The sequence below is a fragment of the Cupriavidus sp. NPDC089707 genome (assembly GCF_044748965.1).
GTDB lineage: Bacteria > Pseudomonadota > Gammaproteobacteria > Burkholderiales > Burkholderiaceae > Cupriavidus.
In genome coordinates this window covers 160,344-173,264 of sequence record NZ_JBIVHB010000010.1, presented here as the reverse complement: position 1 = coordinate 173,264, position 12,921 = coordinate 160,344, and the positions used below count along the sequence as shown (strand labels likewise).

The following is a 12,921-nucleotide window of genomic DNA, read 5'->3' as shown; positions in this document are numbered from 1 at the left end:
AGAGCGACTTTTTTTGCTGCGCAGAAATGGGTACGCTTTGGGGAGCACGCCGTTGCTTGTGGAGCCGCGGGCCCCTCCCCGGCTTGCGGGCGGGGGCGCAAAGCGGAGTGACGGGGGCCGCTGATCGCTGCGCCAATGCAAAACGCCCTCCGGATCGGAGGGCGTTTCACTTGCGCGCGGGAATGTTGCGGCTTACTTGACGGTACCGACAAAGACCAGCTTCAACGGCGTGTTGTCTGCAATCACCGTGCAAGTCGCGGTAATGGTGAAGTCGCCGGCGGCCGTGCCGGTCGCGCGCACCTGGTTCGGCAATCCCAGCATGCTAGGCGTCAGCGACACCGGACCGGTGCTGGTCCATGCCCAGTCCTTGCACTGGGTGTACTGCGCGTCGTCACCCAGGTGCCGCATGCGCGCGGTCACTTCCACCGGGATCGCCGGCATCAGCAACAGCGTCATCGGCTGCTGGTTGTCGTCGACCAGCGACCAGGTCGGATTTTCGGTCACGGACAGGGCGGCAGCCGGGCGCGCAGCCAGCTTGGTGCTCACGGCGGTCACCGTCAGCGTGCTCTGGACCGGACCAGTGCCCTTGGCCAGGCTGCTGCTGACCGTGGCGTCGCGCGTACCCGCGGCTTCGGCCGTCGACAGCGTCGGCGAGGTGGCGGTGTAGGTCCAGGTGCCGTCGAAGTCGGCCGTAACATCCTGGCCGTCGTTGCGCAGCACGCGCGAGGTGAACTTGGCCGGACGGTCGTTGAGCACCTGCAGCGCATCCACCGGCTGGCCATTGCGCGTGGTCACCACGCGATAGGTGGCCGAACCATTCTTCGCGACCGTCACCACGATGACGCCGCCGATCGCGCGGCCGTCCGGCGCCGTGACCGACACCGACACGTCAGCCGTCACCGCCGTGGTGGTCGAGCTGTTGCTCGCCTTCAGCGTGGCGCTGTTCTGGTTGGCCGTGACCTGGACCGCGGTGGCGCTGCTCGCCCACGCCCAGCTGTTGACGCTGGCCGAGACGTCATTGCCATTGCTGTCGATCAGCGACACCTTGACCGGCAATTCCTGGCCGTCGCTCATCGACAGGCTGGTATTGGGAACCGACAGGCTGTAGCTGACCGCGGAAGCCGGCACCACGGTAATGGTGGCGGTCTGCGCAGGCAGCGTGGTGGTGGTGGTGTCAGCGTTCTTGACGGTCGCGACTAGCTGCACGTTGGTGGTACCGGTGGCGACGCCGCGGACCACCGCATTGGCCGGCGTGGCCGCGACCGGTTCGACCGTGGCGACGCCATTGTCCGCGCTGGTCCAGGTGAACACCGTATTGCCGCTGACATCGACGCCGTTGCTGTCCACCGCCAGCGCGCTGATCGTGAGCGTGCGGCCCACGCCTACCTCGCCCGAGGTCGTGCTCATCTTGACGGTGAAGGTCAGCGGCGTGGTCGCGGCAGGCGTGGAGGGCGAGCTCGAGCCACCGCCGCCACCACCACCGCAGGCAGCCAGCAAGAATGTCATGGCAGTGCCTGCCAACCAGGTTGCCCACGTTCTCAGTTTCATGATGTTCCCCCGTTTGATTTTTTCCCGCGCTACCAGCCTAGGTACAAAGGCGCCAGCGCAATACCGGCCAGATGACTGAGGGATAACGTACGGAACGGCGCATGATTCATCCTTTCAGCGCACACGCGACCGTCCTTCGGTCGAGGCGGACCGGCGCGCCACCGCCGTTTGGTGCAGCCCTTACCCCGATCGGGTTCGGACGCGCCGCCGGCGCGAGCCAGGGCGTACCCGCGCGAGTCAGCGCTTGACCATCGGCGCCCTCGTCGTCTAATCTTGCCCAGTCATGTGGCACCCGCGCGGCACCCGCCGCGTGTACCCGCCGCGTGCACCCACCAAGAGCGGCTGCTGCCCTCACCATTCCGGCACGATGAACCTTTACGCCAGTACCCTCCGCCAGGCTGCCGATGCGACCCGCATCGTTGCCCGCGCGCGCGTGCTGGCTGCCCTGGCATCGCGCCGCGCGCTGCGCGCTTCCTCGCTACTGCTAAGCCTACCGATCGGTTGCCGGGCCTAGAGCCCCGTGGCAGTTCGGCAGCCATTCGCCACCCTTTTTCCGTTTTTCTTTTTTTATCTTCCTTAGCGAGGAAGGAGTCCGCTCATGCCCATGCTCAGCCATCCCGCCATCAAGTACCAGCCTGCCGCCACCGTAGACATTCCCGACCGAACCTGGCCCAGCCGCCGCATCACGCGTGCCCCGATCTGGATGAGCACCGACCTGCGCGACGGGAACCAGTCGCTGATCGAGCCAATGAACACCGCACGCAAGCTGCGTTTCTTCGAGCAACTGGTGAAGGTCGGCCTGAAGGAAATCGAGGTGGCATTCCCGGCCGCGTCGCAGACCGACTTCGACTTCGTGCGCATGCTGATCGAAGAGAAGCGCATCCCCGAGGACGTCACCATCGTGGTGTTGACGCAATCGCGCGAAGACCTGATCCGCCGGACGGTGGAATCGGTGCGCGGCGCCGCGCGCGCCACCGTGCATCTCTACAATCCCATCGCGCCGGCATGGCGGCGCATCGTCTTCAATGCCACGCGCGAGGAGATCAAGGAAGTCGCGGTCTCGGGCACGCGCCTGATCAAGTCACTGACCGATGCCATGCCGGAAACCGCATGGACCTACGAATATTCGCCCGAGACCTTCAGCCTGGCAGAACTCGATTTCTCGTTGGAAGTCAGCGACGCGGTATCCGCGACGTGGGAAGCCGGTCCCGGGCGCCCCATGATCCTGAACCTGCCGACGACGGTGGAATGCAGCACGCCCAATGTGTTTGCCGACCAGATCGAATGGATGCACCGCCGCCTGGCACGGCGCGAACACATCGTGCTGTCGGTCCATCCGCACAACGACCGTGGCACCGCGGTGGCGGCCGCCGAGCTGGCGGTGATGGCGGGCGCCGACCACGTGGAAGGCTGCCTGTTCGGCAACGGCGAGCGCACCGGCAACGTCGACCTGGTGACGCTGGCGCTGAACCTCTACACGCAGGGCGTGGCGCCCGGCCTCGATTTTTCAGATATCGATGAAGTGCGCCAGTGCGTCGAGCATTGCAACCAGCTGCCGGTGCATCCGCGCCATCCGTACGTGGGCGACCTGGTCTTCACCGCATTCTCCGGCTCGCACCAGGATGCGATCCGCAAGGGCTTTGCGCAGCAGCAGCCCGGCGGCATCTGGGAAGTGCCGTACCTGCCGATCGATCCCGCCGACCTGGGCCGCAGCTACGATGCGGTGATCCGCGTCAATAGCCAGTCGGGCAAGGGCGGCATGGCCTTTCTGCTCGAACAGGCGCATGGCATCTACATGCCGCGACGGCTGCAGATCGAGTTCAGCCGCGCGGTGCAGGCCATGACCGACGACACCGGGCTCGAAGCGAGCGCGGACGACTTGTATGCGCTGTTCAGCCGCGAGTACCTGGAGCAGCAAACGCCGTTGCGCTATGTCTCGCACCAGCTGGTGTCTGACAGCGGCGGCGCGGTGGAGATCGAAGTGCAGATGGTGCGCGACGGCCAGCCTTGCAGCGTGCGCGGCACCGGCAACGGGCCGATCGATGCCTTCGTCAATGCGCTGGACCTGCCGGTGCGCGTGATGGACTACCACGAACACGCGATGACCGCCGGCGCCGATGCGCGCGCGGCTTGCTATGTGGAGGTGCGGGTGGGCGATTCGCCGACGGGCTTCGGCGCGGGCATCGATGCGAACCTGGTCACGGCGTCGCTGCGTGCGGTGGTCTCGGGCGTGAACCGGCACCTGCAGGCAGGCTTTGGCGTAACACCGCGCCAGCCGGCAGACGAAGCCGCCGCGGCCTGACACGGCGCTCGCCGAGAGGGATCCGAAGAAAACCGGTGTGCCCCGCCCCCACGGGACACACCCGGAAAGACGCCCTTGCGGACGCCCACGACATGCCCGGTGCCACGGCGCCCGCCTTCGCGCGGAAGCTTGCGGGCGCTGATCTCCTGCACAGCGTAAGGGCTGGCGCGCCGGCGTGCCACGAATGATTCCGCATGTGGTTATTAGCGGAGGATTGCTGCCGCAACAGCGTTGTCGCGCGATCGCGACGCACCGTGTGTGGCGGCTTCCCGACTTGTTCTGCATCAAGGTCCGTACGGACCCGCTCGGCCAAACTGGCCACGGACTCCTTACCAGACCAAGACAAAACATCATGAACAAGCTCTCTCTCCGTACCCGGGTCACCTGCTCCGCCATCGCCGCCTGCGCCATGCTCGGCGCCTTTGCCACGCCCGCCCTGGCCGCAGACGACGGCCAGGGCAACTGGATGGTGCGCCTGCGCGGCACCTATCTCGACATGAGCAAAAGCTCCGATCCGGTCGGCGGCGTGGGCGCTTCGAATCGCATCACGGTCAACAACAAGTGGATCCCCGAGCTCGACGTCACCTATTTCTTCACGCCGCACTTCGCCGCCGAGCTGGTACTGACCGTGCCGCAGAAGCAGAACGTCTATCTCGACGGCAACAAGGTCGGCACCTTCAAGCACCTGCCGCCGACGTTGCTGTTCCAGTACCACCTGATTCCGAACGGCACGTTCCGCCCGTATATCGGCGCCGGCCTGAACTTCACGCGCATCTACGGCGAGAACATCGCCAATGACACGCTGACGCTCGACAGTTGGAGCGTGGGCCCGGCGCTGCAGATCGGCATGGACTACAAGCTGACCAAGAACTGGTTCCTGAACGCCGACATCAAGAAGATGTGGCTGCAGAGCGACGTCAAGGCCGGCGACGTCAAGGTGTCGCACGTCAGCCTGGATCCGTGGGTCTTCAGCATGGGCGTGGGTTATCGCTTCTGAGCCTGGTGGCTTGCCATGCAAAAAGGCCGGCGCCCGATGGCGCCGGCCTTTTGCTTTGGCGAGACAGGACGTCGCGGCCTAGCGGAATGCGGGCTCGTCGAAGCTGCGCAGCTTGCGCGAATGCAGCTGCTCGACGCCGTTCTCGCGCAGGATGCGGATCGCCTCCAGCCCGATGGTCATATGCTGGCTGACACGCTGCCGGTAGAAGGCATTGGCCATGCCGCGCAGCTTGAGTTCGCCGTGCAGCGGCTTGTCCGAGACGCACAGCAGCGTGCCATAGGGCACGCGCAGGCGGAAGCCGTTGGCGGCCACCGCGGCGCTCTCCATGTCGATGGCGATGGCGCGCGACTGGTTGAAGCGCGCGTACAGCGACTTGGACTTCAGCTCCCAGTTGCGGTCATCGGTGGAGACCACGGTGCCGGTGCGCATGCGCGTCTTCATCTCGTTGCCGGACAGGCCGGTGACACGCGCCACCGCTTCCTGCAGCGCCACCTGGATCTCGGCGATCGGCGGCACCGGCACCCACGGCGGCAGGTCGTGGTCGAGCACGTGGTCGTCGCGCACGTAGGCGTGCGCCAGCACGTAGTCGCCCAGCTGTTGCGAGCGGCGCAGGCCGCCGCAGTGGCCAACCATCAGCCAGCAATGCGGGCGCAGCACGGCGAGATGATCGGTCATGGTCTTGGCGTTGGACGGGCCCACGCCGATATTGACCAGTGTCACGCCGAGCTTGTCCTCACGCACCAGATGGTAGGCCGGCATTTGCGGCAGCGCGCGCGGGCGGGTCGCGTCTTCCGGCTCGGCGCCGCCGAGGTCCTGTGCCACGTCACCGGGCTCGACGAAGCGGGTGTAGCCGCCGCCGTCGCTGCTGCCCATCAGCGCACGGCCCAGCGCGACGAATTCATCGACATAGCGCTGGTAGTTGGTGAACAGCACGAAGCGCTGGAAATGCTGCGGGGCCGTGCCGGTGTAGTGGTACAGCCGCTGCAGCGCCAGGTCCACGCGCTCGGCGGGGAACAGCGACAGCGGCCAGGCCTCGCCCGGGATCGGCTCGTAAGTGCCGTTGGCGATGCCGTCGTCAATGCGGCTCAGTTCGGGCAGCACAAACGAGGCTTCCAGTTCGCGCGCCTGGGTATAGCTGATGTCGGTGGTCGAGGCCTCGATCACGAACGGCAGCGGGATCGGGCGCCGGCTCAGGCCAACGACCACCGGGACGCGGTGGTAGCGCATCAGCCGTTCGATCTGGTCGCGGTAGTAGTCTGCCAGCAGGTCGGGACGGGTCACCGTGGTGCCGTACACCCCGGGGTAGGCCACCGTGCCCCAGGAGGGGCGGCTGTCGGTGACCATGGTCTCGATGTTCACCGAGATCCCCAGGTACGGATAGCAGGCGTGTGCGGCGGACGGCAGCGGCTTGCCGCTGGCGAATGCATCGAAGCGCGCGCGCACCGCGCCGACCGAGGCGTCGTAGATCTCGCGGATGCGCGCCAGCGCCGCATCCGCGTCAGAAAATTCGGCGAGCTGGTCGGCCGGATGGGCTGAGGAGAAGACGGGGGCATTCATGCAGGCCATGATACCGCGCTCGCGCGCTGGCGTGAGCGGCATCCCCACCCAGCCGGAAGCCAAATTGACGCGCCCGCGCCCGCTCGCTACACTCCGCCAATTGCGCGGCACGGGTTCCCGTGCCGTTCTCGACTCGCGGCGCCCCTGGTGGCAAGGGGCGGCGAGGGGCCGTACATGCTTGACTGGGAGAGCCGCCAATGGAAATCCGTAACCTGTTGCCCGGGGACATCGAGGCAGCCAGACAACTACTGATCGCCAATGGCTGGTCCAACCGGATAGGCGGACCCGACAAGTTCGCGCGGCTGTTGGCCAATTCCCAGCGCGTGGCCGTGGCGGTGGAAGGCGGCGAGATCGTCGGCTTCGCCCGGGCCCTGTGCGACGACGTCTCCGACGGCTTCCTGTCGATGGTTGCCGTGGCCCCGAGCCACCGCCGGCGCGGCATCGGCCGCGCGCTGGTGCGCTACGTCATGGGCAACGATCCCGATATCACCTGGGTGCTGCGCGCGGCGCGCTCTTCCGAAGCGGCATTCTTCGGCCAGCTCGGCTTTACGCCGTCGATGGTGGCGATGGAGCGGCGCCGGCCCTGAGCCGGCACGGCAGCCGGCCTGTTCCGGCCGCCATCCACACTTGCGCGCCTCACTGCGCGCCCATCTTGCGCCGGAATTCCTCGGCCGTACCAACCTGCCTGAACAGCGGCCCGCCCGGCGCAAAGCGGTCGGCGCTGGACAGCGGCCCCACCACCACGGGCTCGAAGCCCGCATCCCGCACCAGTTGCGCCGCCACGTCGAGCGCAGCCTTGTCATCGCCCGCGATCGGCACCGCGACCAGCCCGCCTTGCCGGTGGTGCTCGCTGGCGAACTGCGCCGCCCCCATGAAGTTGAACGCCCGCACCACGCGCGCGCCGCGCAGGTAGCGCGCCGTGGTCAGGCCGATGCCGTCGCGCCTGGTCTCTTCGGCGATCGGCCCGTCGCGGTGGTCGAAGGCGTTGGTGGCGTCGAGCACGATCTTGCCCCGCCACGCGTCGGCATGGTCGCGGCTAAGCTGCGGGAGTGCGCCATAGGGCGTGGCCAGGAACAGCACGTCGGAGAAGGCGATGGCCTCGGCCACGGTGCCGGCCCGGGCAAGCGTACCCATTTCTGCGACCATTGGCTTAAGGGCTTCGGGGTGGCGCGAGGAGAACAGCACGGGGTGTCCGGCCTTGACCCACAGCCCGCCGATGGTGCCGCCGATGCGGCCCGCGCCGATCACACCGATGGGCTGCGCCGCGGCATTGCGGCCGGCACTTTGCGACCTCGCCGGGCGCGGCAGGCTGACGGCGAGCGCGGTGCAGGCCGCGGCGCCCAGCAACAGGCGCCGTTTGGGATTGAGCGGGGATGCAGGGATAGCCATGGCGCGCCTCCGGCAGGGGACGGCGGCCCGTGCCGGTCCGGCGCGGGCCCATGGCATGACTCTAGGCGAAAAGCCGGGCGTGCGCTCCGGACTATCGATCCGCGCGGATTGGGCCGAATTCGGCAGGCACCCAGGTATAGCCGGCGGTGTCGCGGCGCACATGGCCCAGCCCGGGGAATGGCAGGTGCGCGCCGCCCACCCACAGCTTGCCCTTGGCCGCATCGGCCAGGATGCGCCGGCGCGTGATCACCGCGGTATGGCTGTCGGTATCGAACTCGATCGCCACTTGCGGGCGGCGGAACTGGACCGCATGGCTGTGGATGATGTCGCCCCACAGCAGCAGGCTCTCCTTGCCCGAGGTGAACAGGTAGCCACTGTGGCCCGGCGTATGCCCGTAGGCGGGCAGCGCACGCACGCCCGGAATCGGTTCGGCGTGGTTGCCGCCGGTGAAGGTACGGAACCGGTTCGCGGCCTGGTACGGCGCAACCGCGGCGCGTGCCATCGCGAACAGCCCCTGTGCTTCCTTCGGCGCTGCGGCGGCATTGGCTTCGCTGAGCCAGTAATCGGCGTCGGCCTTGTCGACATGGACCGTCGCGTTGGGGAAGACCGGCTGCCCGTTCGCGGCGAGGCCGCAGGCGTGGTCGCCGTGCAGGTGGGTCAGCAGCACGGCATCGACCTGCTCCGGCGCATAGCCCGCCGCGCGCAGGTTGTCGCCGATGCGCCCAAGCGTGGGCCCGAAGCATGCGGCCGCGCCGGTATCGACCAGCACCAGGCGGCTGCCGGTATTGACGAGGTAAGCGTTGACCGCGGTCTGCATGCCCGGCGTCGACTCGACAAACATCCGTGCCAGCAGGCTTTGCACCTCGCGCGCGCTGGTGTACTTGAGGATCTTGGGGTCGAGGTCGATGTAGCCGTCGTACAGCGCGGTGACTTCCAGCTGGCCGATCATCATGCGGTAGTAGCCCGGCACCTGCGTCTTCTGCTGCGCCGCGGCGGCATGTGCGGTGCCGGTCGTGGCCGGCAGCAGAGCCGTTGCCATCGCGGCGGCCAGCACGATGGCAGGCAGGCGCAGAGCCTTGTGCATGGCGTGGCCAGGTCGGCCGATGGCGTGGCGCGCGGCGGACTGTGGCTTCATGTCTGGTTCCTTGTTGTTGGTTGTTGTCGAGGGAGACAAAAGCGTATGTTAAGCCGGATGTCGACGCACCGGAAAACCACGCAGGACGCGAAGGACCGCGGCAATGAACGACACGGAACCACACAGGACAGCCACGCAGAAATGGGTACGCTCGACCAAAGCGTACCTACTTCTGCGTAAAAAACGGGGCCACGTGGCCCCGTTTTCCATTCATGCAAGCTTGCAACGGCTCGTCGTCACTCAGGCTGGATATTCGCCGCCTTGATGATGCGACCCCACTTGCCAGACTCCTGCGCCTGGAATTTCGCGAGCTCGGCGGGCGTGCTGGTAAACACTTCGGTGCCTGTCGATTGGTAGAAGCTGGCCGCGGTGTCGCTGCGCGCGGCCTTCACCATCATCGCGTTGAGTTTGGCCACCACCGGCTGCGGCGTACCGGCTGGCGCATACGCCGCGAACCAATAGCTCATCTCGTAGCCCTTGATGCCGGCCTCGTCGATGGTCGGCACGTCGGGCGCCAGCGGCGAGCGTGCCTTGCCCGATACGCCCAACGCGCGCAGCTTGCCGCTCTTGACCTGCGGCAGGCCCGTAGCGGTGTCGGTGATCATCATCTGGATCTGGTTGCCGAGCAGGTCGGTGATGGCCAGGGGGTTGCTCTTGTACGGCACGTGCAACAGCTCGACGTGCGCCATCTGCTGGAACAGCTCGCCGGCAATGCGCGACGACGAACTGCCGCTGCCGAAGCTGAGCTTGCCCGGTTGCTTCTTTGCCAGCGCGATGAACTCGCCCACGGTCTTGGCGGGCACCTGCGGATTGACCACCATGATCTGGCCGCCGCGGCCGAGCGCGGTCACCGGCGCATAGTCCTTGACCGGGTCGTAGGGCAGCTTCCTGAACAGGTGCTCGTTGGCGGCATGCGTCGTGTTGGTGCTGATCAGTACGGTGTAGCCGTCAGGCGCGGCCTTGGCGACGTCAGACGCCGCGATAAAGCCATTGGCGCCGGGCTTGTTGTCGACCACCACGGTGACCTTGCTGTCCAGCGTGATGGCCTGGCCAATGGCCCGCGCGAGCTGGTCGGTGGCGCTGCCCGCGGCGAACGGCACCACGAAGCGGATCGGCTTGTCGGGGAATTCGGCCCACGCCTGTCCGGCGGGCAGGACCAGCGCGCACAGCGCGGCGGCGGCCAATGGCTTGAGGAATCGGTGCATCGTTGTCTCCTGTCGAAATCGTTGTTGGTGTGGATTCAGGGTGCGGGCGGCACCAGCCGCGGCGGCAGCGGGATCTGCAGCTGCAGCAGGCGGAACGACAGCGCCTTGCCGTGGGTGTCGAGGTTGAGCGCATCATTGACGCCGCCGTCGAGCACGCCGTCGATGACGAAGTTCATGGCGTGCAGCGATGGCACCAGGTAGCGCGTGACGGCGCTGGGCCGGCGCTCGCTGAACAACGCGCGCACGGCGTCCTCGGTCACGTGGGCAACCAGGTGCTCGTAGTCGCGCGCATCGTAGGCGATCACGCTGATGTTGGAACGGTCACCCTTGTCGCCGGTGCGGCCGTGGGCGAACTGGTAGAGCGCGGCGGTGGCAGTATCGATCGTGGTCATGGCGTCGTCCTCCTCAGGCGATGAAGCGATGCGTGGCGGTGATGGCTTCGCGCGGCACCAGGCACGACACCGCGTTCAGGCGCGCGCGCTGTCCCGTGCGCACGCCGCCGCCGCCTGCGGGGCCACAGGTGTAGAGCGCGTTGACCTCGCGCAGCAGCGTCTGCGCCACCGCGGCATCGTCATGCGCCAGCGCCGCGCGCAGGCGCACGTCCTGCACGTCGGCCTCGTTCGACTGGCGCCGGGCAAGCATCGCGCCGGCATCGTCCGCGAATACGCTGAGCACGCCGATCAGGTCGAAGCGGATCGGCGCGTCATGGCCCAGCATCTCCATGCGCCGGCGCAGGATGTCGGCCGCCAGGCGCGCGCGGGCGGCGGCATTGGGGCCGGCATAGGAGATCTCGCCTTCGGCCAGCCAGCCACCGTGGCTGAAGACGTTGGCCTTGAGCTGTGCCGGCCGTGCGTGCCCGCGCACGTTACGCACCCCCACGCGGTCGGGGCCTAGCTGCGTGACGGTGACGGCGCTGATGTCGGCGACCACGTCCGGCGTCAGGTACGCGGCGGGATCGTGGACTTCGTACAGCAATTGCTCCTTGACCGTGCGCAGGTCGACGCAGCCGCCGGTATCGGCCGCCTTGAAGATCTCGATGCTGCCGTCGCCGTCAAGCTGCGCGATCGGGAAGCCGACTGCGTGGACATCGGGTACGTCCTTCATGCCCGGATCGGCAAAGTAGCCGCCGGTGACCTGGGCCCCGCATTCGAGCAGGTGGCCGGCCATGGTGGCGGCGGCAAGCCGGTCCCAGTCGTCCCACGACCAACCGTGATGCGCCATCGCCGGTCCCACCGCCAGCGCCGGGTCGGCTACGCGGCCGCACACCACCACCTGCGCGCCGTCGGCCAGCGCCGCGGCAATGCCTTGCGCGCCGATATAGGCATTGGCGCAGACAAAGCGATCGGCATCGAAGGCGTCGCCAAGGATGCCCTGCAGCAGCGAGCGGCCGGCATCGTGCGAAAGATCGTCGCCCTCCACCACTGCCACGCGCGGGTTAGGCAGGCCCAGTTCGCCCGCAAGCTGCAGCACGCGCCGCGCCGCCGCGTGCGGATTGGCCGCGCCGAAATTGCCGACGATGGGAATGCCGTGCCGCAGGCACAGGCCGAGCACCGGCGCCAGCAGCGCATCAAGCAGCGGCTCGTAGCCGTGCGCCGGGTCGTTGCGTCGCGCCAGTTGCGCCAGCGCCAGCGTGCGTTCGGCCAGCGTCTCGAAGATCAGCGCCGCGGGCTGCGCGGCGGCGATCAGCGTGCGCACCACCGGCAATGCGGCGTCGGTGCGGTCGCCGGAGAAGCCGGCGCCGGAGCCGATCAGCAAGGGAGCAGTCATGGTCGGGGCAAGGTTGTTGGCTGAGTCGAAGCCATTCTAGGTCGAGCCCGTCCAGCCAAAAAACGGATTATTTGGATTAATCTATCGACTTGCTGGATAAGTAAAAATCTCGATGAACCTGTCGGTCAAGCACCTGCGCGCCTTCGTGGCGCTGGCAACCTACCGCAACTTCACCCGCGCGGCGCGCGCCTGCCACCTGTCGCAATCGGCCTTCAGCGCATTGGTGCAGACGCTGGAGGAGCAGGCCGGCAGCCGCCTGTTCGAGCGCACCACGCGCCACGTGGAGCTGAGCACTGATGGCGTGCGCTTCGAGCAGACTGCGCGGCGGTTGCTTGCGGATTTCGAAGCGGCGTTCGAAGACCTGCGCGCGCATGCCGAGCGGCGCAAGGGCCGCGTATCGATCGCCGCGCTGCCGTCGCTGGCGGGCGGCGACCTGCCGCCGCTGCTGGCGCAGTTCCGCGCACGCTACCCGGGCATCGTGCTGGAGCTGTTTGACCAACTCGCCGATGGCTGCATCGAACTGGTCCGGCAGGGCCGCGCCGACTTTGCGCTGGCACCCGCGCCGGCGCAGGACGACGACCTGCGCGTCGAGCCGCTGGTGCGCGACACCTTCCACCTGGTATGCCCGGCCGACCATCCGCTGGCGCGCAAGCGCCGCATCGCACCGCAGGCCCTGGCGGGCGAGCCGTTTATCCAGCTGTCGCGCACGACCAGCGTGCGCCAGCATCTCGACGCGGCGCTGCACCCGTTGCGGCTGCACAGCGTGATGGAGGTGGAGCATCTGGCGACCGTGGCGGCGCTGGTGCAGGCGGGGCTCGGGATCAGCGCGGTGCCGTCGCTGGCGCTGTTCCAGTTCCGGCGCGAGGGCCTGGCGATCCGGCCGCTCCAGCTGCCGTCACTGGTGCGCGATATCTGCCTGGTGCGCATGAAGGACCGCGGCGACTCCGCGGCCGCCGCGGCGATGATCGAAAGCCTGCAGGCGTTCTACCGTGGCGGCAAGGCGCCGGCGCGGCGCTGAAAC

11 protein-coding genes are annotated in these 12,921 nt (G+C 67.6%); 4 read left to right on the top strand and 7 right to left on the bottom strand.

The features are described 5' to 3' along the window. Positions 1 to 192: 192 nt before the first annotated feature. Positions 193 to 1,506, bottom strand: a complete 1,314-nt coding sequence (locus ACIP1U_RS18155) for a hypothetical protein (RefSeq protein WP_400317373.1) — start codon at positions 1,504 to 1,506, stop codon at positions 193 to 195. Between the two features lie 646 nt (positions 1,507 to 2,152). Here ACIP1U_RS18155 and leuA point away from each other — a divergent pair. Both leuA and ACIP1U_RS18145 read left to right on the top strand, forming a co-directional pair. Further along, the gene (leuA, locus tag ACIP1U_RS18150; RefSeq protein ID WP_400317551.1) at positions 2,153 to 3,850 is read left to right on the top strand and encodes a 2-isopropylmalate synthase; all 1,698 of its coding nucleotides are present in this window, start codon (positions 2,153 to 2,155) and stop codon (positions 3,848 to 3,850) included. Between the two features lie 352 nt (positions 3,851 to 4,202). Continuing rightward, positions 4,203 to 4,847 (top strand): OmpW family protein, encoded by a 645-nt coding sequence (locus ACIP1U_RS18145; protein ID WP_400317370.1) that lies wholly within the window; start codon positions 4,203 to 4,205, stop codon positions 4,845 to 4,847. 78 nt (positions 4,848 to 4,925) lie between these two features. On the opposite strand, the gene ACIP1U_RS18140 is transcribed toward ACIP1U_RS18145, so the two are convergent. Next, the gene (locus ACIP1U_RS18140; protein WP_400317367.1) at positions 4,926 to 6,413 is read right to left on the bottom strand and encodes an AMP nucleosidase; all 1,488 of its coding nucleotides are present in this window, start codon (positions 6,411 to 6,413) and stop codon (positions 4,926 to 4,928) included. A 188-nt stretch (positions 6,414 to 6,601) separates the two neighbouring features. On the opposite strand from ACIP1U_RS18140, the gene ACIP1U_RS18135 reads away from it, so the two are divergent. After that, positions 6,602 to 6,991, top strand: a complete 390-nt coding sequence (locus ACIP1U_RS18135; RefSeq protein ID WP_400317364.1) for a GNAT family N-acetyltransferase — start codon at positions 6,602 to 6,604, stop codon at positions 6,989 to 6,991. 49 nt (positions 6,992 to 7,040) lie between these two features. On the opposite strand, the gene ACIP1U_RS18130 is transcribed toward ACIP1U_RS18135, so the two are convergent. The 5 genes from ACIP1U_RS18130 to ACIP1U_RS18110 all read right to left on the bottom strand — a co-directional run bounded on the left by ACIP1U_RS18130 (position 7,041) and on the right by ACIP1U_RS18110 (position 11,900). Continuing rightward, positions 7,041 to 7,793 (bottom strand): NADPH-dependent F420 reductase, encoded by a 753-nt coding sequence (locus ACIP1U_RS18130; protein WP_400317361.1) that lies wholly within the window; start codon positions 7,791 to 7,793, stop codon positions 7,041 to 7,043. Between the two features lie 91 nt (positions 7,794 to 7,884). Beyond that, positions 7,885 to 8,877 (bottom strand): MBL fold metallo-hydrolase, encoded by a 993-nt coding sequence (locus ACIP1U_RS18125; RefSeq protein ID WP_400317548.1) that lies wholly within the window; start codon positions 8,875 to 8,877, stop codon positions 7,885 to 7,887. 287 nt (positions 8,878 to 9,164) lie between these two features. Then, on the bottom strand, positions 9,165 to 10,133 hold the full coding sequence (locus ACIP1U_RS18120; RefSeq protein WP_400317359.1) for a Bug family tripartite tricarboxylate transporter substrate binding protein: 969 nt from the start codon (positions 10,131 to 10,133) through the stop codon (positions 9,165 to 9,167). Positions 10,134 to 10,168: 35 nt separating this feature from the next. Then, positions 10,169 to 10,525, bottom strand: a complete 357-nt coding sequence (locus tag ACIP1U_RS18115; protein ID WP_400317356.1) for a hypothetical protein — start codon at positions 10,523 to 10,525, stop codon at positions 10,169 to 10,171. Between the two features lie 13 nt (positions 10,526 to 10,538). Further along, positions 10,539 to 11,900, bottom strand: coding sequence for an acyclic terpene utilization AtuA family protein (locus ACIP1U_RS18110; RefSeq protein ID WP_400317353.1), 1,362 nt, complete (start codon positions 11,898 to 11,900; stop codon positions 10,539 to 10,541). Between the two features lie 112 nt (positions 11,901 to 12,012). Between ACIP1U_RS18110 and ACIP1U_RS18105 the strand changes: the two genes are divergently transcribed. After that, positions 12,013 to 12,918: a LysR substrate-binding domain-containing protein gene (locus tag ACIP1U_RS18105; RefSeq protein WP_400317352.1), complete on the top strand. Its 906-nt coding sequence runs from the start codon at positions 12,013 to 12,015 to the stop codon at positions 12,916 to 12,918. Positions 12,919 to 12,921 lie beyond the last annotated feature (3 nt).

Coding starts and splice junctions, on each gene's coding strand:
- ACIP1U_RS18115 (WP_400317356.1), bottom strand. CDS start 10,525: ATGACCACGATCGATACTGCCACCGCCGCGCTCTACCAGTTCGCCCAC.
- ACIP1U_RS18125 (WP_400317548.1), bottom strand. CDS start 8,877: ATGCACAAGGCTCTGCGCCTGCCTGCCATCGTGCTGGCCGCCGCGATG.
- ACIP1U_RS18105 (WP_400317352.1), top strand. CDS start 12,013: ATGAACCTGTCGGTCAAGCACCTGCGCGCCTTCGTGGCGCTGGCAACC.
- leuA (WP_400317551.1), top strand. CDS start 2,153: ATGCTCAGCCATCCCGCCATCAAGTACCAGCCTGCCGCCACCGTAGAC.
- ACIP1U_RS18155 (WP_400317373.1), bottom strand. CDS start 1,506: ATGACATTCTTGCTGGCTGCCTGCGGTGGTGGTGGCGGCGGTGGCTCG.
- ACIP1U_RS18135 (WP_400317364.1), top strand. CDS start 6,602: ATGGAAATCCGTAACCTGTTGCCCGGGGACATCGAGGCAGCCAGACAA.
- ACIP1U_RS18140 (WP_400317367.1), bottom strand. CDS start 6,413: ATGGCCTGCATGAATGCCCCCGTCTTCTCCTCAGCCCATCCGGCCGAC.
- ACIP1U_RS18120 (WP_400317359.1), bottom strand. CDS start 10,133: ATGCACCGATTCCTCAAGCCATTGGCCGCCGCCGCGCTGTGCGCGCTG.
- ACIP1U_RS18110 (WP_400317353.1), bottom strand. CDS start 11,900: ATGACTGCTCCCTTGCTGATCGGCTCCGGCGCCGGCTTCTCCGGCGAC.
- ACIP1U_RS18130 (WP_400317361.1), bottom strand. CDS start 7,793: ATGGCTATCCCTGCATCCCCGCTCAATCCCAAACGGCGCCTGTTGCTG.
- ACIP1U_RS18145 (WP_400317370.1), top strand. CDS start 4,203: ATGAACAAGCTCTCTCTCCGTACCCGGGTCACCTGCTCCGCCATCGCC.